We start from the raw sequence: 18,791 nt of genomic DNA on the forward strand, positions 1-18,791 counted from the left end.
CCTCCCGAGCGTGCGCGGGCCCATGCCGTGAAGGCCCCCCGGAAGGGTCAGTCCCGGGGGGCCGGCTCATCGGGCGTGACGCGCACGATGTAGGCCTTGTTGACCAGCGCCGCCTCCGTCTCCGAGAGGAACAGGCGCACGAAACGGTGTTCGTGGATGTTGATGTAGTCGAACAGGCGCGCCTTCTGGGGATCCAGCATCTCGCGGATCACCCCCTCCAGATTGGAACCGTCCATGAGATGCAGCCGCGCCGGGAGGTACACGGCATAGTCGCCGGGGGGGCCCTCGTCCAGGGTGTATTCCATGCGCACCACGGAGTGCTTATTGTAGAAGCGCAACTCCCGGGCGCTGCCGCACTCCATCACAAAGAAGGGTTCGGGTCCGTTGAGGACCTCCGCAGGCTCCTCCTCCCCCGGACGGTGGGCACTTTGCAGATGGACGAAGAGGGAGCCCAGTACCAGGCCGTCGGGGTGCACCCAGACCTTCACCGGCTTGCGTCTCTTGGGAATCTTCAGCGCGTCTGTATCCACCATGCTTCCCCCCTGCGGCCGGGCCGTACTGCGGGTTTTTCATCGATGCACGCCAGTATGCCGGAAAAGGAACCGGCCTGGGGAGCCGTGTCCCGTACGGGGTCCCGGGACCGCCCCGCATCCGCACCCCGGAAAAGGGCCTCCACGGGCTTTAAAAATCCCCCGCGAAGGGGTATCTTTGCGCCCGTTCCCGCAGTCGCCCCAGGCCCCAGTGCCAGGCACGGGGAACGCTTCCGAGGCCACAGAGGATCAACCTTCGTATGGACGGCTGTAGTTCAGCACGCGCGCACGTGATGCCCCAGAAGGGGTGCACGCGGGCGGTGCGGGACGTGCGTCGTTAGGAGCCTCCCGGAACGGTCATGGGACCGCCCCAGGGCTCCGCGCAGCACGCGCCACACCCCCGGATCACACGGCAGACCCCATGACCGGCCCCCGCCTGGGGGTTCACGGGCCCCGCCCCGAGGCGGCAGGCCCGTCGTCATCTTCCTGTCGTGCCCCCTTCCCACGGTCTTCACGCCCGCCGTGCCGGCGGCCTTGCCGCACCACCGGTATCCGAAACGTTCATCCCCGGGCGGGGAGGAGGAATCAACGACATGACTGAAACGATGCACAACGCACACACCGGCTTCCAGGGCATCGAGACCCAGGGCATCCACTGGATCGACGAGCGCCAGGACCCTGCGCTGCAGACCGTGGACCGCGCGGTGCGCCAGGGGCAGTACCACGCGGCGCGCACCCGCTTCCTGCGCCTGGCGGAGGACTCCCAGATCCGGATCCTGCAGCACATCCCCCAGGCGGATGCCGTGCGCCTGGCCGGGGGGCTGCCCACCTATACCGTGGCGCGCCTGTTCGAACAACTGCCCCGCCCCCTGGGCCGCGCCATCGTCCAGTCCCTGCCCGAAGGCAAGCGCGAAGGGGTGGTGGTCATCCTCAACCACCGGCGGCGCACGCCCCAACGCCTCCACCACAGCTGATCCCCCTCCCCGCCGCGGGGACAGGGAATGTACCCGACCCAACCCTGCGGCCAGCGGCACAGTGCACTGAGGGAAGTCGGCCGCGGGCCCAGACCCGCGGCCTCCCTGCGCCCGCGGCGATTCATTTAGAATCACCCTGGCCAACCCCCGCATCCGCCACCGCCGCCATCCCCCGGCACCGGCCAGAGGAACCTCCGCCCCGCCATGAGAACCGCCCGCGCCATCCTCCCCCCCGCCGCGGGCGGCCCCGGCCGGTGGCGGATATGGGGCCAGGCCATAGGGCTGCTCGGGCTCTGCCTGCTCCTGGCCCCGCCCCTGACGGCCCAGACGCGGCCCACCCTGGAGATCCTTGGCGTGGAAGGGGCCCCGGCGGAGAACATCCGCGCCCACCTGGGGCCGGAGAGGGCGGACTGCGACCTGCCCGCCTGGCAGGAGGAACCATGGCTGGAGGATGCCGAGGCGGATACCCTGCGCGCCCTGCGGGCCCTGGGCTTCTACACCCCCAGCGTCGAACTGGACCTGCGGCGCACCCAGGACTGCTGGCGACTGGAGGTCCGCGTGGAACCCGGCCCGCCGGTACGGGTCCGCCGCGTGGACATCCGCCTGCAGGGAGAGGCGGCAAAGGACCCGGCCTTCACCGCCCTGCTGGACGCCCCCCCCATCCGCGAGGGACAGGTCCTGCGCCATGACGACTACGCCCGGCTGAAATCCGAACTGGGCCGCCTGGCCTCCGCGCGGGGCTATTTCGACAACCGCTTCACGCGCACAGAGCTGCGGGTGGACCCCAAGGCCCGGGCCGCCGAGGTCATCGTCCACATGGACAGCGGTCCCCGCTACCGTCTGGGTGCGGTCACCCTGGAACAGGACGCCTTCCACGAACCCCTGCTGCGGCGCTTCGTGCCCTTCGAGGAGGGGGAACCCTACGCCACGGACCACCTGATCCGTATGCAGCAGGCCTTCATCGACAGCGGTTACTTCAGTCAGGTGCGGGTGGAGCCGCGGCCCGACGCCGCCCGCGACCGGGCGGTGCCCATCCACGTACGCCTGGTCCCGCGCAACCGCTGGTCCTACCTGGCGGGGATCGGTGCCAGCACCGATACCGGACCGCACCTGCGCCTGGGGGTGGAGAACCACCGGGTCAACCGTGCGGGCCACCGCTACGATGCCCGGCTGGAACTGTCTCCGGTGCGCTCCAGCGCCAACCTGGACTACGAGATCCCCCGGGGGGACCCCGCCCGGGAACGCATCCTCCTCAGCGCCGGCTGGCAGACCGAGGACACCGACAGCAGCGACAGCGACCTTTACGGCCTGGGCATCGCCCACGTGCGGCAGATGCCCTCCGGCTGGATGCAGACCCGCGCCCTGCGCTACGAACAAGAGACCTACCGCATCTCCGACGAGGAGGACACCAGCCACCTGCTCATCCCCAGCCTGGAGCTGAGCCGCACCCGGGCGGATGACCCGGTCTTCCCGCGTCGGGGCTGGCACCTGAGGGGCACCCTGCGGGGGGCCGCCGACCCCATCCTCTCCTCCACCAGCTTCCTCCAGGCCCACGGCAGCGCCAAGTACATCCGCCCCCTGGGGGGCGGCCGCCTGCTGCTGCGGGCCGAACTGGGGACCACCAGCGTGGATCAGCTGGAACAATTGCCCAGCTCCCTGCGCTTCTTCGCCGGCGGCGACGCCAGCGTGCGCGGCTACGCCTACCAGGCCCTGGGGCCCCGGGACGCCGACGGCGAGGTCATCGGCGGACGCCACCTGATCACCGCCAGCGTGGAGGTGGACCACCCCGTGAAGGGCCCCTGGGGCGTGGCCGCCTTCGTCGATGGCGGCAACACCTTCAACCGCATGGGGGACTACAGCCCCCGCTACGGCGCCGGCGTGGGCCTGCGCTGGCGCTCCCCCATCGGCCCCGTGCGCGTGGACCTGGCCCACCCCGTGGACGGGGACGACGCCGTGCGTCTGCACCTGAGCATGGGGATGGACCTGTGATGCGCCTGCTGCGCCTTCTCTCCCGGTTTCTGGCCCTTCCCCTGATCCTGGTGCCGGCGCTGCTGACCGCCCTGCTCCTGCTGGCGGTGGCCACTCAACCCGGCACCCGCCTGCTGCTGCAGCAGGGGGCGGACTTCCTCCCCGGGGAGCTGCGCATCGGCGAGATCCGGGGCAGCCTCGCCGGTGGCCTGCGCCTGCGGGACCTGGCCTATACCCATCCCGCCCTGCGGGCGCGGGCGCAGCAACTGGATCTGGATCTGGAGCTGGCCCAGTTGCTGCGTCGAACCGTACATGTGGCGCACCTGGAGGGCCGGGGACTGGAGATCACCCTCACCCCCGACCAAGAGGCCCCCGAGCCGCCCCCGGAGGCCGCCGCCTTCCCCCTGCCCGACGCCATCCCCATGCCCGTCACCGTGGACCTGCCCCGGGGGGAGCTCCACGAAATCCGCCTCCACCCCGCCGAAGGCACCGAGCCCATCGTCCTGGACCGGCTCGCCCTGGGCCTGCACCTGGACGCCCGCCGCCTGCAACTGCGCCACCTGGACCTGCAGGCCCCCCAGGGACGGCTCCACGCCCTGGGGCGGGTGACCCTGGCGCGGCCCTACGCCCTGGGCCTGGCCGCCGAATGGTCCCTGGCCCTGCCCCCGGAGGCCGCCCGCCCCCTGCGGGCGGATCGGGCCCGGGGCCGCCTGGTGCTGGACGGGGATCTCACCCATCTCGCCCTGCAACACCACCTGCAGGAGCCCATGCAGGCCCGCACCCGAGGCCATGTCCGCCATCCCCTCACCCATCCCGACTGGGACCTGAACCATCGCTGGGAGGCCTTCACCCTCGCCCTGGCCGAAGACCGCAGTCTGCAACTGGACGCCGGCACCCTGGTGACCCGGGGCACGCCGGGGGACTACCGCCTGGGCCTGCACACCGCACTGACCGCTGCCCCCCTGCCCCGCCAGGCCCTGGCCCTCTCCGCCCGGGGGGATCCCCAAGGCCTGCAACTGACCCCCCTGAGCCTCTCCGGGGAGACCGGGCAACTGCAGGTGGCGGGGCGCATCGGCTGGACCCGGGGCCTGGACTGGGCGCTGGACCTGCGCGGCCGGGATCTGGACCCGTCCGCCCTCGCCGCCGAGCTGCCCGGCCGGCTGCAACTGCAGGCCACAACCCGGGGCCGCATCGCCCCCGATGCCCCCCTGGAGGCCCGGGTGAACCTGGCACAGCTCTCCGGCACCCTGCGCGAGCGCCCCATCCGGGGCCAGGGGGAGGTCCGGGTCGACGACAGACGGCTGGAGATCCCCGGGCTGAACCTGGCGGCGGGGGACAATCACCTAGAGGCCCGGGGCCGCCTGGCGGACACCCTGGATCTGGATTTCCGCCTCCAGGCCCCGGCCCTGGAGACCCTGTGGCCCGGACTTGTGGGCCGGCTCGAGGCCGAAGGTCGCGTTCAGGGCACCCCTCAGGCCCCGGTACTCACCACCCGGGCCCGGGGCAGCGGCCTAGAGCTGGGGAACCTGGGCCTGAAGCGACTGGATCTGGACCTGCAGGCCGGCACCGCCGTCGACGCCCCCCTGCGGCTGGACCTGGGCCTGGAAGACCTGCACACCGCCGCCGGCACGGTGCTGCAACGGCTCACCCTGGAGGGCCGGGGCACCACCGGCACGCATCGCCTGGACCTGGCCCTGGAAGGGGGACCGGCAGGTGGCAACGTATACGGGGACCTGGCCCTGGAGGGTGCCCTGCCCCAGGGCCTGCGGGGCCCGCTCCACTGGAACGGCACCCTCACCGCCCTGGACCTCCGCCCCCCCTTCGGCGGGCCTTGGGGCCTGCAGGAACGGGCCGCCCTGCACGCCAGCCCCAGCCGGGCCGGCACCGAACCCATCTGCCTGATGCAGGACAAGGCCCGTCTCTGCCTGCAGGGGGACTGGTCCGGCGAGGGCGGCACCCGGGCCGAGGCCCGACTCTCACAGCTGCCCCTGGACCTGCTGCAGGCCTGGCTGCCCCCGAACCTGGGCCTGGAGGGACGGGTGGACGGCGGGGCCCGCCTGCGCCTGGACCCGGGACCGACCCCTAAATGGAACCTGGAGGCCCATCTGACCCCCGGGGACGGCCGCCTCCGCATTCTGGACGAGGACGGCACCCTGCAGACCGTGCCCTTTCGCGACGCCCGGGCCGATCTGCGCCTGCAGGACCGGGACCTGGAGGCGAGCCTGGGCCTGGACATCGCCACCCAGGGCCACATCCGGGCCCGGCTGCGGGGCCGGGGCCGGGAGGACGGGGACCTGGCCCTGGAAGGCCAGGCGAGGCTGACCCTGGAGGATCTCACCTGGATGGACCCCCTGATTCCCCAGGTGAAGGACCTCAGGGGGCGCGTCCAGGGGGACCTGGACATGGGCGGCAGCCTGCGGGCCCCGCGGCTGGACGGCCGCCTGACCCTGTCCGAAGGGGTCGTCACCCTCCCCGAGGCGGGCATCACCCTCAAGGACATGCGTCTGGACCTGCACAACGAGGGCCGGGAGCGCCTGCGACTCACCGGGCGGCTGCGCTCCGGGGAAGGCAGCCTCACCCTGGAGGGCGATGTGCAGCGGGCCGACGACGGCCCGCCGCCGGTGCGCCTGCAGGTCCGGGGCGAGGACTTCCTGGCCCTGCGCCGCCCGGACGTGCAGGCGGTGATCTCCCCGGACCTGAACATCACCGCCATCGGCCGGCGCGTCATCGTCACCGGCGATGTAGCCGTGCCCCGGGCCCTGCTGGAACTGGCGGAGCTACCCCCCCAGGCCGTGGAAGTCTCAGAGGACGAGGTCATCGTGCAGGAGGCGCGGGAGGAAAGCGGTGCGCCGCTGCTGGTGGTGGCCCGGGTGGGGGTCACCCTGGGGGAGGAGGTGCGCATCCGCGGCTACGGCCTGGACGCCCGCCTCGGCGGGGAACTGCAGGTGCAGCAATCCCCCGGGCTGCCCACGCGGCTGCTGGGGCAGATCCGCATCCAAGAGGGTCGCTACAAGGCCTACGGCCAGGATCTTACTGTGGAGAGGGGGCTGCTGCTGTTCCAGGGCCCGCCGGAGAATCCGGGGCTGGACCTGCGCGCCGTGCGCCGCATCCCCGCCCATGAGGTGACGGTGGGCCTGGAGATGGGCGGCACCCTGGAACACCCCCGTTCCCGGGTCTTTTCCGACCCCCCCATGGAGGAGACCGAGGCCCTGGCCTTTCTCGTCACCGGCCGTCCCCTGTCCGGGGCCGGCGAGGGGGATGGCAACGCCATCGCCTCCGCCATCGCCGTCTACGGCATCGAGCGCGGGGCCTTCATCATCGACCGCCTGGGCAGCGAACTGGGCCTGGACGAGTTCACCGTGGACACGGAGACGGGCCTGGACGAGGCCGCCCTGATGATGGGCGAGCAACTCTCCTCAAGGCTGTTCCTGCGTTACAGCGTCGGCCTGTTCGACCGGGTGAATACCCTGATGCTGCGCTACAGCCTGAGCCCCCACCTGAGCCTGGAGACCCGCTCCAGTTCGGAGAACCAGAGCATGGACCTGATCTACCGCCTGGAGCGGTGATGGCCGGGGTTCAGTCCCCGGCCCCTTCCGCCGCCCCATCGTCCTCCCTGGGCACCGCCCGCAGGCAACGCTCGGGGGCCTCGATGGCCGTGGCGTTGGGGAACATGCTCATGAAGGGGATACGCCAGCCATAGCCGTGCACCACCACGGCCTCCTCCGGACAGCTTTCCTTGACACGGCGGGCGACGGATTGCAAATCCGCCGAATCGAACTTGAAGTACGGCGGGAAGAAACCGGCATCCTCGTTGCGGAAGATGAGGGTCCTGGAGGTGCCGGCGTACACCGTCTCGATGCGGTACTGGATCTCCCGCCCGTCCCCGGTGGTGCCGGTGATCTGTACCTCCCAGGAATCGGGCCCCCAGCGCAGCCAGGTGAAGACCAGGAGCAGCACCAGGATCGTGATCAGGAAGGTGAGCAGTTTCTTCTTCATGATGGGGCAACGTCCTCGAAATGGGGCTCCGGGGCCCTCGGCATGCGAACGGCCCCGCCGGTGAAGTGGGGGCCCGGGGCATGGGGCGATGCCGCGCCCCGGGCATCATCCCGCAAAGACTAGCGCCTCGGGGTCACCTGGGAAAGATCCCGCACGGCCCCCTGGGAAGCGGAACTGGCCAGGAGGGCGTAGGCCTGGAGGGCGCGGCTCACCACCCGCTGCCGGCTGGCGGGTTTCCAGGCGCGGTCCTCGCCCCGGGCCTCCATGGCGGCCCGGCGCCGGGCCAGGGTCTCGTCGTCCACGGCGATGCGGATGCTGCGCCCGGGGATGTCGATCTCGATGGTATCCCCTTCCTCCACCAGGGCGATGTTGCCCCCTTCGGCCGCCTCGGGGGAGACATGGCCGATGGACAGCCCCGAGGTGCCGCCGGAGAAGCGCCCGTCGGTGATCAGGGCGCAGGCCTTGCCCAGCCCCTTGGACTTCAGGTAGCTGGTGGGATAGAGCATCTCCTGCATGCCGGGACCGCCCTTGGGGCCCTCGTAGCGGATGATCACCACGTCCCCCGCCTGCACCCGGTCCCCCAGGATCGCCTCCACGGCGGACTCCTGGCTCTCGAAGACCCGGGCCGGACCGGAGAAGACCAGGATGCTCTCGTCCACGCCGGCGGTCTTGACGATGCAGCCGTCACTGGCCAGGTTGCCATGGAGCACCGCCAGCCCGCCGTCGCTGGAATAGGCATGGGCGATGTCGCGGATGCAACCGCCGCTGCGGTCCAGGTCCGGGCTGTCCCAGGTCTGGGACTGGGAGAAGGCCTCCTGGCTCGGCACACCGCCGGGGGCCGCCAGGTAGCGCTGACGGGCCGCGTCGGTGCAGGTGTCCCGCATCAGGTCCCAGGCATCCAGGGCCTCACCCAGGGTGGGGGCGTGCACGGTATGGGCATCCCGGTGCAACAGCCCGCCCCGGTCCAGTTCCCCCAGGATCCCCAGCACGCCGCCGGCACGGTGCACGTCCTCCATGTGATATTGCTGTGTGGCCGGGGCCACCTTGCAGATGTTGGGCACCCGCCGGGAGAGGCGGTCGATGTCGGTCATGTCGAAGGTCACCTCCCCTTCCCGGGCCGCCGCCAAGAGGTGCAGCACGGTATTGGTGGACCCCCCCATGGCGATGTCCAGGCCCATGGCGTTCTCAAAGGCCTCCCGGGTGGCGATGGACCGGGGCAGCACCGAGGCGTCGTCCCCCTCGTAGTAGCGCCTGGCCAGATCGACGATGCGCCGCCCCGCCTCCAGGAAGAGTTCCTTGCGGGCGGCATGGGTGGCCAGCAGGGAGCCATTGCCCGGCAGGGAGAGCCCCAGGGCCTCGGTGAGGCAGTTCATGGAGTTGGCGGTGAACATGCCCGAGCAGGATCCGCAGGTGGGGCAGGCGGAACGCTCCAGGGTCATGACGTCCTCGTCACTCTCCCCGGGGGTGGCGGCGGCCACCATGGCGTCCACCAGGTCCAGATGGATCACCTGCTCCCCCCGCTGCACCTTGCCCGCCTCCATGGGCCCCCCGGAGACGAAGATCACGGGGATGTTCAGGCGCATGGCGGCATTGAGCATCCCGGGGGTGATCTTGTCGCAGTTGGAGATGCACACCAGGGCGTCGGCGCAGTGGGCATTGACCATGTATTCCACGGCGTCGGCGATCACCTCCCGGGAGGGCAGGGAGTAGAGCATGCCGCCGTGGCCCATGGCGATGCCGTCGTCCACGGCGATGGTGTTGAATTCCTTGGCCACGCCGCCGGCCTTCTCGATCTCCCGGGCCACCAGCTGGCCCAGGTCCTTCAGGTGCACGTGCCCGGGCACGAACTGGGTGAAGGAGTTGGCGATAGCGATGATGGGCTTGTCGAAGTCCCCGTCCTTCATGCCGGTGGCACGCCACAGGGCGCGGGCTCCGGCCATGTTGCGTCCGTGGGTGGTGGTGCGGGATCTGTACTCGGGCATGGCGCGATCCAGGGTGTTTGAACGATAGGACCCATTTTACACCCTGGGTCAACGTCCGGGGCAGCGGCATCGTGCCTGTCGTCCCGGTTTACAGAAAGGGCCGGCGGGGCCACCCCTTCTTTCGCCAAGCCACTGATCCGTTGGATGAACCCACCTTGGGCATTATCCATGCTTGCATCCGTATGCCGCCCCCCTGTGCCGGCGGCATGCCCTGCGGGGGACACCCCGGACTGTAGTGTATTGCCTCTCATGGAATGTAGGCCGCACCCGCCCCACCGGCACAGGACCATGGAGGCCCGATACCCAGATGGATTCCGGTTCCCGCCCCACCCAGCGACTGCTCTGGCTCGCATCCATGGACCTGCACGCGGCCCCCTGCCCGGAGGGCCCATGGGAATGGCAGCGGGCCGACTCCCTGCGCCGGGGGGAACAGATCCTGGAGGAGCAGCGGATCCTGGTGGGTATCTTCCTGCTGGCCCGCAAGGATCTGGTCACCCTGCCGCATCTGGAGGCCTTCCTGCGGCGGCACTGCCAGGTGGAGTGGGTGGCGCTGGTGGATCCGGAACTGCTCTGGGAACCCCGGGTGCGGGAACTGCTGGGCCACTGGTGCTACGACTTCCACTCCACGCCCGTGGACCCCAACCGCCTGCGGGTGATCCTGGGCCACGCCCTGGGCATGGCCCGCTTGCTCACCCGCGGGGAACCCGGCCCCCTGCCGGGGCAGGCCGGGGGCATGCTGGTGGGCGAGAGCCCGGTCATGCGCCAGGTGCTGCGCACCATCACCAAGGTGGGACGGGTGGACGCCCCGGTGCTGATCACCGGCGAGAGCGGCACCGGCAAGGAACTGGCGGCCCGGGCCGTGCACGACGCCTCCCCCCGGGCCTCGGGACCCTTCGAGGCCATCAACTGCGCCGCCGTGCCCGCCGCCCTGGTGCAGTCCGAACTCTTCGGCCACGAGCGGGGGGCGTTCACCGGGGCCCACCGCGCCCGCCAGGGGCACGTGTGCCGGGCCGACGGCGGCACCCTGTTCCTGGATGAGATCGGCGACCTCCCCCTGGAGGTGCAGTCCACCCTGCTGCGCTTTTTGCAGAACCAGACGGTGCAGCGCATCGGCAGCGACCGGGAGGAGAAGGTGGACGTGCGCGTGGTGGCGGCCACCCACGTGGACCTGGAGGCGGCGGTCCGGGAGGGCCGCTTTCGCGAGGATCTCTTCTACCGGCTGGACGTGCTGCGCTTCCAGATGCCGCCCCTGCGGGAACGGGACGCAGACGCCGTACTCCTGGCGCGGCACTTCTACCAGACCTTCAGCCGGGAGCGGGGGCACCGGGTGAAGGGCTTCAGCGCCGCCGGCCTGGAGTCGATCCGCCTGCACCGCTGGCCGGGGAACGTGCGCGAACTCATCAACCGGGTGCGCCGGGCCATGGTGCTGTGCGAGAGCCGCTATATCCAGCCCTGGGACCTGGGACTGGAGGAGGTGCTGGAGGCCCCCGCCAACCTCCGCCCCCTGGAAGAGGTACGCGCCGATGCAGAACGGGAGGCCATCACCCGGGCCCTGGCCCTGCATCAGGGCAATGTCTCCGCCGCCGCCCGGCACCTGGAGGTATCCCGCATCACCCTCTATCGCATGGCGCGCCGCCACGGCATCCCCATCCCAGGGCCCCGCGGCGGTGACGGTGCAGTCCCGTGACATCGCATTCATCTGCCCGCGGAACCCCCGGGGCATCCACCATCCAACACGAGGGACCTGTGCATGTTCCACCTCAGCAAGCATCTGACCGCCGCGGCCATCCCTTTGCTGCTCCTGGCCGTCCCCGCCGCCCGGGCACAGGCCCCGCAGGAACCGGTGGGCGAGCGCCCCGCGGAGGAACGCACCCAGCCGGACGTGGCGGCGGTATTCGAGGAGCGGGGACTGCTCACCCCGCCGGGGTCGTGGGTGGTGGAGCCGGCCCTGCAGTACGTGCACAGTTCTTCCACCACGGTGGCCATCGACGGATTCACCATCCTGCCCGCCATCGCCATCGGGCTGATCGACATCAGCGAGGTGCAGCGGGACACCCTCACCGCCTCCCTGGCCCTGCGCTACGGGCTCACCGAGCGCCTGGAGGTGGGGGTGCGCCTGCCCTACGTGTGGCGGGATGAGTCCCTGCGCCGGCGCGAGATCTTGGAGGGCAGCGACACCCCCCAGGTGGCCGACTCCTCGGGCGAGGACCTGGGGGACGTGGAACTGGGGCTGCATCTGCAGTTCAACCGGGCGGACACCGGCAAGCCCTTCTTCATCGGCAACCTGCGGGTGAAGTCCATCACCGGCACCTCCCCCTTCGAGGTGGATCGCGTCCCGGCAACCAACCCGGATGGCTCCGACTCGGGCGTGGACATCCTCCTGGAGCAACCCACCGGCTCCGGTTTCTGGTCCGTACAGCCCAGCCTGACCATGATCTACCCCACCGACCCGGCGGTGATCTACGGCAACATCAGCTACCTGTGGAACCTGGAACGGGACCAGGGCGGGGACTACGGGCGCATCGATCCCGGGGATGCCCTGGGCCTGAGCCTGGGGACCGGCATCTCACTGAACAACCGCACCTCCATCAGCCTGGGATATGACCACAGCATGGTCTTCGAGACCGACCGGGAAGGCGTGACCCTCGATCCTGTCTTCGAGCGCATCCAGGTGGGCAGCTTCATCTGGGGCCTGTCGCAACGTCTCTCTCCTCGCACCAGCCTGAATCTGTCGGTGGCCGTGGGGGCCACCTCCGCCGCCCCCGATGCCCAGGTCTCCCTGCGGCTGCCCATGCGGTTCTGAGGGGGGGCAACCCGGCGGGGCGGGCTATTAATACCCTCCCCGCAGGCCCTGGATGATCTCCGCATCCAGGAGCCGGCCCAGATCCATCCCCGACAGGTCCACCCCCCGCAGGCCCACATCCATGAGGGTATGGTTGGTGATGATCTGGCGGTCCAGGGCATTCTGGATGACGGTGACCCCGGGACGATCCACCAGGGAGGCGATGTGCAGCCCCTCCAGGGTGCTGCGCACCTGTACACCGGCGAGGGCGCTCGTATCCACGGTATGCCCCGCCGGATCCCTGAGCACCGTGCGGACCACCACCTCGCCATTGATGGCGGTGAGCCGCTGGATGCCCAGGGTGAGTTCGAAACCGTCCCCGCGGATCAGGCCGCCCCGAAGCTCTGCCAACTCGGCCTCCGGGACCACCGCCCAGGCCAGCCCCTGCAGGGGGTCCTGGGCCGGCGCCGGGATGGGCGCTGCACCGATCAGGAACCCCAGGGCCAGGATCATGGCCCGGTCCGGTCTCCATCCCGTCCTGCCTGTGTGCTTACGGCCCATGGGGATCACCTCGCTCACCAGTCGGAGGGGCGCGGCAGGGCGAGGAGGAACGTGCCCAGCCCATCCCGTGCCAGCGCCGTGCCATAGGGTGGCTCGGCCAGGGCCTGCCAGCTCACCGGATCGTTGAAATGGGCGCGCGCCGTCTGCAGGCGGTCGCGGATCAGGAAGAGGATGTCGTTGCTCCAGATGCGGCGGAACTCGGCAGGGCTGTAGGCCTTCACCCCCAGGGCCGGATCCCCCACCAGCACACCCTCCTCACGGATGCCCTTGATCACCACGAAATGGCGGTAGCCCTCGATCTCCACCAGGGCGATGGCCGGGATCCCCAGCTCATCCAGCTTCTCCAGGGGCAGACGAAAACCGTCCGAGCGCAACCCCACCTCGGCCAGGTAGCGCTTCATGTCCAGCATGGAGAAGCCCTGGGTCCGGATCTGTTCCTGATCCCCCCGGTTATACATGACATCGAAGGCCTCGCGCTCCGTGGTGGGGCGCTCGTAGTGATGGGTCAGCAGCGTGGCCAGGGCCGCCGAGCCGCAACTGAAATCGTACTGTTGCGGGATCACCGTCTGAAAACGCATGTCCCGCAGGCTGGTCACCGCCACGGCATGGCTGCCCAGGATGCCGGGCACCTGCACCAGCCCCGATGCCTGCACCGGCTTCCCCGCCAGGGCCGCCAGCAGCACCAGCGGGGCAACCAGCGGCAGCAACCGGGGGGACCGGAGGGATAGAGATTCAGGGGGCCACATGGACGTTCAGCATCAGGGATTCCTGGATCACCACGTTGTGACCCGAATTCTGGATCACCGTGGTCATGCCCTGGGCATTCTCCAGGGCGCCGTGCTCCAGGATATTGTCGCCGCTGGTGAAGGAACCCTCCATGAAGGTCTCCGCCACCTGGGCATTGGATGTGATCTGCCCCAACTGCAGCGCCGGGATCTTGTACATGGCGCGCTGGTCCTCCAGCGCCGCGGCATCCACCGCGCCGGGCAGGGCCATGGCCTCACCCGCCAGGACGCTGCCGGGCAGGCATACCGCTGCGGTCAGCACCAGCCAGGGCACCACCGCGGACGAGGATCCGAATCCGAACATTGCCCTTCTCCTACGGGTACGTGGAACCGGCCCGGAGAGACCGGGGCGGCGGACTGCAATCCGCCGCCCCGAAGTCACCCGGCATGCATCGGCAGGGCTTACTCCGCCGCGCCCAGACCCAGGTGGGCCTGCACGGACACCTGCTGCTGCGTGAGGCTGTTGGCACCGCTGTTCTGGGACACCTGGGTGATGCCCGCGGAATTGCTCAGGGCTTCCTCGCCCACCATGTTATAGGAGGTGTAGGAAGACTCCCCTTCCACCATCAGCGAGGTATTGCTCACCGTGCCGCTCAGGGCATTCTCGGTCACCACCATGGTGTTATAGGAGTCATTGATGCTGCTGTTATTGAACGAATCGTTGGTGCTGTTATCGGAGCTATCGTTGTAGGAGTCGGCGATGTTCGTATTGCCGGAATCGTTGGTGCTGTTATCGGAATTATTGGTGTTATCGGTCTTGTAGGCATCCGAGAACGTGGTATTGCCCGAATCATTCGTGCTGTTATTGGAATTATTGCTGTTATCCGTATTCTGGGAATCCGTCAAGTTGGTATTCCCGGAGTCATTGGTGCTGCTGTCCGCATTGAACGAATCGTTGGTGCTGTTATCCGCATTGAACGAATCATTCGTACTGTTATCCGAGTTGTTGGTGTTATCGGTATTCAGCGAATCCGTCCAGGCGGTACTGTTGTCCGAGTTGTTGCTGTTATCGGAGTTATTGGTGTTGTCGGTGTTCAGCGAATCCGTCCAGGCAGTGCTGTTGTCCGAGTTGTTGCTGTTATCCGCATTCTGGGAGTCCGCCAGACTGGTGTTCCCGGAATCATTGGTGCTGTTGTCGGGATTCTGGGAGTCCGCCCAGCTGTTGTTACCCGAATCATTGGTGCTGTTGTTGGGGTTCTGGGAATCCGCCCAGGACATGCTGTTGTCCGAGCTGTCGTTGGCGGAATCGGTGTAGTTGCCGGAATCCGTGTTCTGGATGGCGCTCTGGTCCCCGAACTCGCCTTCGCCGGTGTTGCCCGAATCGGCCCAGCCGGGAGCGGCGATGCCAAAGGTCATGGCGATGGCGGCGGAGATGGCGGTCTTCTTGAAGTTCAACATGGGAATGCTCCTTGTACTTTCCAGGGGTTGCGTCCGGCTGGCTGGGCATCGCCCCCGCCGGTCCGTGTCATGCTTAAAGCAACCCTCAGGCCAACCTATAAAAAAGCCCGCAGAACCATCCATCTGGAACCATCACACATGAAAAGTGTGGGTGAATACCCGAATTCGGGACCGCAAAGCGTTTCCTCGGTGCAACACCTCCGTGACCCGGGGGGGGCGAGGCATCCTCTCCCTGCCTGAACGCACGGGGTTCCGGGCCCTTTCCATGGCTGTAACAGCGGTGATACATCCGATCCGCCATTGCGACACTCCATGTGCCGTGGCGGTTTGTCCGGGCGCCCACGGGGGCGTATGTTGAAGTTGCGCACCCCGGGACGGCGCACGGACCGGCCCCGGTGGCGCGGGAATCCCCACCGATCCATCCACGGAACCGCGCACATGCCCCGACCTTCCCTGCAGTACATGCTGGAGCGGCTCATCGCCCTCCCCTCCGTCAGCAGCGTCTCGCCGCAATGGGACATGGGCAACCGCGCCCTCATGGACGAACTGGCCCAGTGGTGTATGGATGCCGGATTCCGCGTGGAGGTGCTGCCCCTGCCGGGGGAACCCGCCCGGGCGAATCTGGTGGCCACCCTGGGGCACGGCCCGGGCGGGCTGGTGCTGGCGGGCCATACGGACACGGTGCCCTGCGATCCCGACCGCTGGAGCCAGGATCCCTTTCGTGCCGAGGTGCGGGACGGACGCCTCTACGGGCTGGGCAGTTGCGACATGAAGAGCTTCCTCGCCCTGGCCCTGGAGGCCACCGCCGATCTGGACCCCGGGCGCCTGCGCCAGCCGCTGGTGATCCTGGCCACCGCCGACGAGGAGAGCTCCATGGCCGGCGCCCGCGCCCTGGCGGATTCGGGTCGGCCCTTGGGGCGGCATGCCGTCATCGGGGAACCCACCGGGCTGCGCCCGGTGCGCATGCACAAGGGGATGCTCATGGAAGGGGTGCAGGTCACTGGCCAGGCCGGTCATTCCAGTGATCCCCGATTGGGCAACAGCGCCCTGGAGGGGATGCACCGGGTGATGAAGGCGCTCCTGGACTGGCGCGAGGCACTGCAGGCGAGCCACCGCAACGAGGCCTTCGCGGTGCCCGTGCCCACCCTGAACCTGGGGGCCATCCGCGGCGGTGACAATCCCAACCGCATCTGCGGCGAATGCGAGCTGCACCTGGACCTACGGCCCCTGCCGGGCATGGACCCGGCGCAACTGCGGGCCACGCTGGAGGCACGGGTGGCGGCGGCCCTGGAGGCATCGGGCCTGGAGCACCGGGTCTTTCGGCTGATCCCCGGCGTACCGCCCCTGGAGACCCCGGCGGATGCCCCCGTGGTGCGGGCGGCCGAGGCCCTCACCGGATCCCCGGCCGGGGCCGTGGCCTTCGGCACCGAGGCCCCCTTCCTGCAGCGCCTGGGCATGGACGTGGTGATCCTGGGGCCCGGCGACATCGCCCAGGCCCACCAGCCCGATGAATTCCTGGCTATGGACCGCATCCCGCCGACCCTGGAGATCCTGCGGGGGCTGATCCGGCGTTTCTGCCTGGCGCAGGAAAGCGGCGCGGATTGAACCGCGCCCGCGACGCGGTGGCCCTGGCAACCCGGGGTTGAGTACCATCGCGCCATGCCGCCAAACGAAACGCCCATGAGTCCCAAGAAGCGCCCCATCTCCCCCCACGTCGCCTGGTTCCGGGAGGCCGCCCCCTACATCAATGCCCATCGGGAGCGCACCTTCGTCGTCTGCATCGGCGGCGAGATGGCCCTGCAGGAGGGCTTCGCCGCGCTGCTGCACGACATCGCCATCCTGCAGACCCTGGGGGTGCGTCTGGTGCTGGTGCACGGCGCCCGGCCGCAGATCGAGCAGCGCCTGCGGGAACGGGGGGCGGACATGCAGTACGTCCACGGCCTGCGTCTGACGGATGCCGTGGCCCTGCAGGCGGTGAAGGAGGCGGCGGGGGCCCTGCGCGCCGAGATCGAGGCCCTGCTCTCCATGGGCCTGCCCAACACCCCCATGTCCGGTGTGCGGCTGCGGGTGTCCTCGGGCAATTACGTGACGGCACGGCCCCTGGGGGTGCGCGGCGGCGTGGACTACCAGCACACGGGGGAGGTTCGGCGCGTGGACACCGACGGCCTGCGGCGCCCCCTGCAGGCAGGGGATCTGGTGCTGCTGCCGCCCCTGGGGTACTCCCCCACCGGCGAGATCTTCAACCTGAGCGCCGAGGAGGTGGCCACGGAGGTGGCCATCGCCCTGGAGGCGGACAAGCTGATCTTCCTCAGCCACACCGACGCCCTGCGGGACAACCGCCGGCGGCCCTTGATGCAGCTCACCGCCCAGCAGGCCGGGGACCTGCTGCAGGGCCAGCGCCCCCTGCCGGAAGACCTGGCCGCGCAGCTGCTCTGCGCCATCCGCGCCTCCCGTGCCGGGGTGCCGCGCATCCATCTGGTGGACCGGGAGCGGGACGGGGCCTTGCTGATGGAACTCTACACTCGCGAAGGGGCGGGCACCCTGGTCACCGGCGAGCGCTACGAGCGATTGCGCCAGGCGCACATCGAAGACGTGGGGGGATTGCTGGAACTGATCCAGCCCCTGGAGGCGGAGGGGATCCTGGTGCGCCGCTCCCGGGAACAACTGGAACTGGAGATCGAACGCTTCTCAGTGATCGAGCGGGACGGGATGATCCTGGCCTGCGCCGCCCTCTATCCCTTCCCCGAAGAGGGGGTGGCGGAACTGGCCTGCGTGGCGGTGCACCCGGACTACCGGGGTGCCGGGCGGGCAGAGACCCTGGTGGCCCATCAGGAACAGCAGGCGGCCGGCATGGGCATCGAACGGGTCTTCGTGCTCACCACCCGCACCGCCCACTGGTTCCGGGAACGGGGCTACGAGCCGGGGGACATGGACGCCCTGCCCATCGAACGCCGCCGCATGTACAACTTCCAGCGCAACTCCAAGATCTTCATCAAGCGCCTGGACCCCCGCAAGAAACCCGGCCGCGACGCCCCGCCGCCGCGGCCCTGAACCAAGACGGCGGCGCTCAGCGGCGCCGCGCCAGGGTGAGCCCGTCCCCCAGGGGGATCAGGCTCAGGCTCACCGCGGGATCCTCGTGGGCCAGGGCATTGAAGGCGCGCAGAGCCTCGGTGTCCGGCCCATGATCGTCGGGATCCGCCACGCGGCCGCCCCAGAGGGTGTTGTCCAGGCAGACCACGCCGCCGCGGCGCACCAGGCGCAGGCAGCGGCGGTAATAATTCACGTAGTTGCCCTTGTCGGCATCGATGAAGGCCAGGTCGAAACCGCCGGCGCCCTCACAGAGCAGCGTGTCCAGGGTATCCAGGGCGGGGGCCAGCCGCAGTTCGATGCGATCGCTCAGGCCGGCCTCGTCCCAATACCGGGCGGCGATGTCCGTCCACTCGCGACGGATGTCGCAGCAGACGAGACGGCCGTCCTCCGGCAGGGCGCCGGCCATCCACAGGGCGCTGTAACCGGTGAAGGTCCCGATCTCCAGGATTCGCCGCGCCCCCAAAAGCTCCACCAGCAGGGCCAGGAACTGCCCCTGCTCGGGGGCCAGTTGCATGTGGTGCTCCGGCAGGTGGGAGGTCTCCTCCCGCAGACGGCGGTAGAGGGGCGGCTCGCGCACCGAGACCGACTGCAGATAGGCCCGCAGGCGCGGCTCCAGGGGGGGCTTGGTATCGGGCATGCATTTCTCCATGCGTGCGCGGCAATGCGCATCCTGTCAAGGCACTGTCAATCGGCACCGCTATACTGACACAATAACACCGGGACGT

At 69.4% G+C, this 18,791-nt stretch carries 15 protein-coding genes; 7 read left to right on the forward strand and 8 right to left on the reverse strand.

Annotated elements, in window-relative coordinates; genetic code table 11:
- Positions 1 to 47 precede the first annotated feature (47 nt).
- The gene (locus BM214_RS09670; protein ID WP_238618549.1) at positions 48 to 533 is read right to left on the reverse strand and encodes a hypothetical protein; all 486 of its coding nucleotides are present in this window, start codon (positions 531 to 533) and stop codon (positions 48 to 50) included.
- Positions 534 to 1,123: 590 nt separating this feature from the next.
- Between BM214_RS09670 and BM214_RS09675 the strand changes: the two genes are divergently transcribed.
- The 3 genes from BM214_RS09675 to BM214_RS13025 all read left to right on the forward strand — a co-directional run bounded on the left by BM214_RS09675 (position 1,124) and on the right by BM214_RS13025 (position 7,038).
- Complete coding sequence (locus BM214_RS09675) at positions 1,124 to 1,504, forward strand: magnesium and cobalt transport protein CorA (RefSeq protein WP_090486317.1); 381 nt, start codon at positions 1,124 to 1,126, stop codon at positions 1,502 to 1,504.
- 204 nt (positions 1,505 to 1,708) lie between these two features.
- Positions 1,709 to 3,493: an autotransporter assembly complex protein TamA gene (locus BM214_RS09680; RefSeq protein WP_090486320.1), complete on the forward strand. Its 1,785-nt coding sequence runs from the start codon at positions 1,709 to 1,711 to the stop codon at positions 3,491 to 3,493.
- Positions 3,493 to 7,038, forward strand: coding sequence for a translocation/assembly module TamB domain-containing protein (locus BM214_RS13025; RefSeq protein ID WP_090486323.1), 3,546 nt, complete (start codon positions 3,493 to 3,495; stop codon positions 7,036 to 7,038). The genes BM214_RS09680 and BM214_RS13025 overlap by 1 nt, the downstream gene beginning before the upstream one ends.
- A gap of 10 nt (positions 7,039 to 7,048) precedes the next feature.
- On the opposite strand, the gene BM214_RS09690 is transcribed toward BM214_RS13025, so the two are convergent.
- Both BM214_RS09690 and ilvD read right to left on the reverse strand, forming a co-directional pair.
- Positions 7,049 to 7,468 carry a DUF1523 family protein gene (locus BM214_RS09690; RefSeq protein WP_090486326.1) on the reverse strand — a complete coding sequence of 140 codons (420 nt, stop codon included), beginning with the start codon at positions 7,466 to 7,468 and terminating at the stop codon, positions 7,049 to 7,051.
- Positions 7,469 to 7,587: 119 nt separating this feature from the next.
- The gene (ilvD, locus tag BM214_RS09695) at positions 7,588 to 9,450 is read right to left on the reverse strand and encodes a dihydroxy-acid dehydratase (protein WP_090486329.1); all 1,863 of its coding nucleotides are present in this window, start codon (positions 9,448 to 9,450) and stop codon (positions 7,588 to 7,590) included.
- A gap of 307 nt (positions 9,451 to 9,757) precedes the next feature.
- Between ilvD and BM214_RS09700 the strand changes: the two genes are divergently transcribed.
- Positions 9,758 to 11,137: a sigma-54 dependent transcriptional regulator gene (locus BM214_RS09700; RefSeq protein ID WP_090486332.1), complete on the forward strand. Its 1,380-nt coding sequence runs from the start codon at positions 9,758 to 9,760 to the stop codon at positions 11,135 to 11,137.
- Positions 11,138 to 11,200: 63 nt separating this feature from the next.
- On the forward strand, positions 11,201 to 12,253 hold the full coding sequence (locus tag BM214_RS09705; RefSeq protein WP_244887925.1) for a transporter: 1,053 nt from the start codon (positions 11,201 to 11,203) through the stop codon (positions 12,251 to 12,253).
- Between the two features lie 27 nt (positions 12,254 to 12,280).
- Here the strand turns inward: BM214_RS09705 and BM214_RS09710 are convergent, their stop codons facing one another.
- The 4 genes from BM214_RS09710 to BM214_RS09725 form a co-directional block, all read right to left on the reverse strand.
- Positions 12,281 to 12,745 (reverse strand): hypothetical protein, encoded by a 465-nt coding sequence (locus BM214_RS09710; RefSeq protein ID WP_090486335.1) that lies wholly within the window; start codon positions 12,743 to 12,745, stop codon positions 12,281 to 12,283.
- 62 nt (positions 12,746 to 12,807) lie between these two features.
- Positions 12,808 to 13,539 carry a C39 family peptidase gene (locus BM214_RS09715; RefSeq protein ID WP_090486339.1) on the reverse strand — a complete coding sequence of 244 codons (732 nt, stop codon included), beginning with the start codon at positions 13,537 to 13,539 and terminating at the stop codon, positions 12,808 to 12,810.
- A complete protein-coding gene (locus BM214_RS09720) occupies positions 13,526 to 13,882 on the reverse strand; it encodes a hypothetical protein (RefSeq protein ID WP_090486342.1) in 357 nt (118 codons plus the stop codon). The genes BM214_RS09715 and BM214_RS09720 overlap by 14 nt, the downstream gene beginning before the upstream one ends.
- Positions 13,883 to 13,980: 98 nt before the next feature.
- Positions 13,981 to 14,976 carry a serine-rich family protein gene (locus BM214_RS09725; RefSeq protein WP_090486344.1) on the reverse strand — a complete coding sequence of 332 codons (996 nt, stop codon included), beginning with the start codon at positions 14,974 to 14,976 and terminating at the stop codon, positions 13,981 to 13,983.
- A gap of 438 nt (positions 14,977 to 15,414) precedes the next feature.
- Here BM214_RS09725 and argE point away from each other — a divergent pair, with 438 nt between their 5' ends.
- On the forward strand, positions 15,415 to 16,581 hold the full coding sequence (gene argE / locus BM214_RS09730; RefSeq protein ID WP_090486349.1) for an acetylornithine deacetylase: 1,167 nt from the start codon (positions 15,415 to 15,417) through the stop codon (positions 16,579 to 16,581).
- Positions 16,582 to 16,656: 75 nt separating this feature from the next.
- The gene (gene argA, locus BM214_RS09735; protein WP_090486352.1) at positions 16,657 to 18,027 is read left to right on the forward strand and encodes an amino-acid N-acetyltransferase; all 1,371 of its coding nucleotides are present in this window, start codon (positions 16,657 to 16,659) and stop codon (positions 18,025 to 18,027) included.
- A gap of 16 nt (positions 18,028 to 18,043) precedes the next feature.
- Here argA and BM214_RS09740 read toward each other — a convergent pair whose 3' ends face one another.
- Complete coding sequence (locus BM214_RS09740) at positions 18,044 to 18,703, reverse strand: O-methyltransferase (RefSeq protein ID WP_090486417.1); 660 nt, start codon at positions 18,701 to 18,703, stop codon at positions 18,044 to 18,046.
- Between the last annotated feature and the right edge of the window lie 88 nt (positions 18,704 to 18,791).

It is taken from the genome of Ectothiorhodospira mobilis, assembly GCF_900114895.1.
Taxonomy (GTDB): domain Bacteria; phylum Pseudomonadota; class Gammaproteobacteria; order Ectothiorhodospirales; family Ectothiorhodospiraceae; genus Ectothiorhodospira; species Ectothiorhodospira mobilis_A.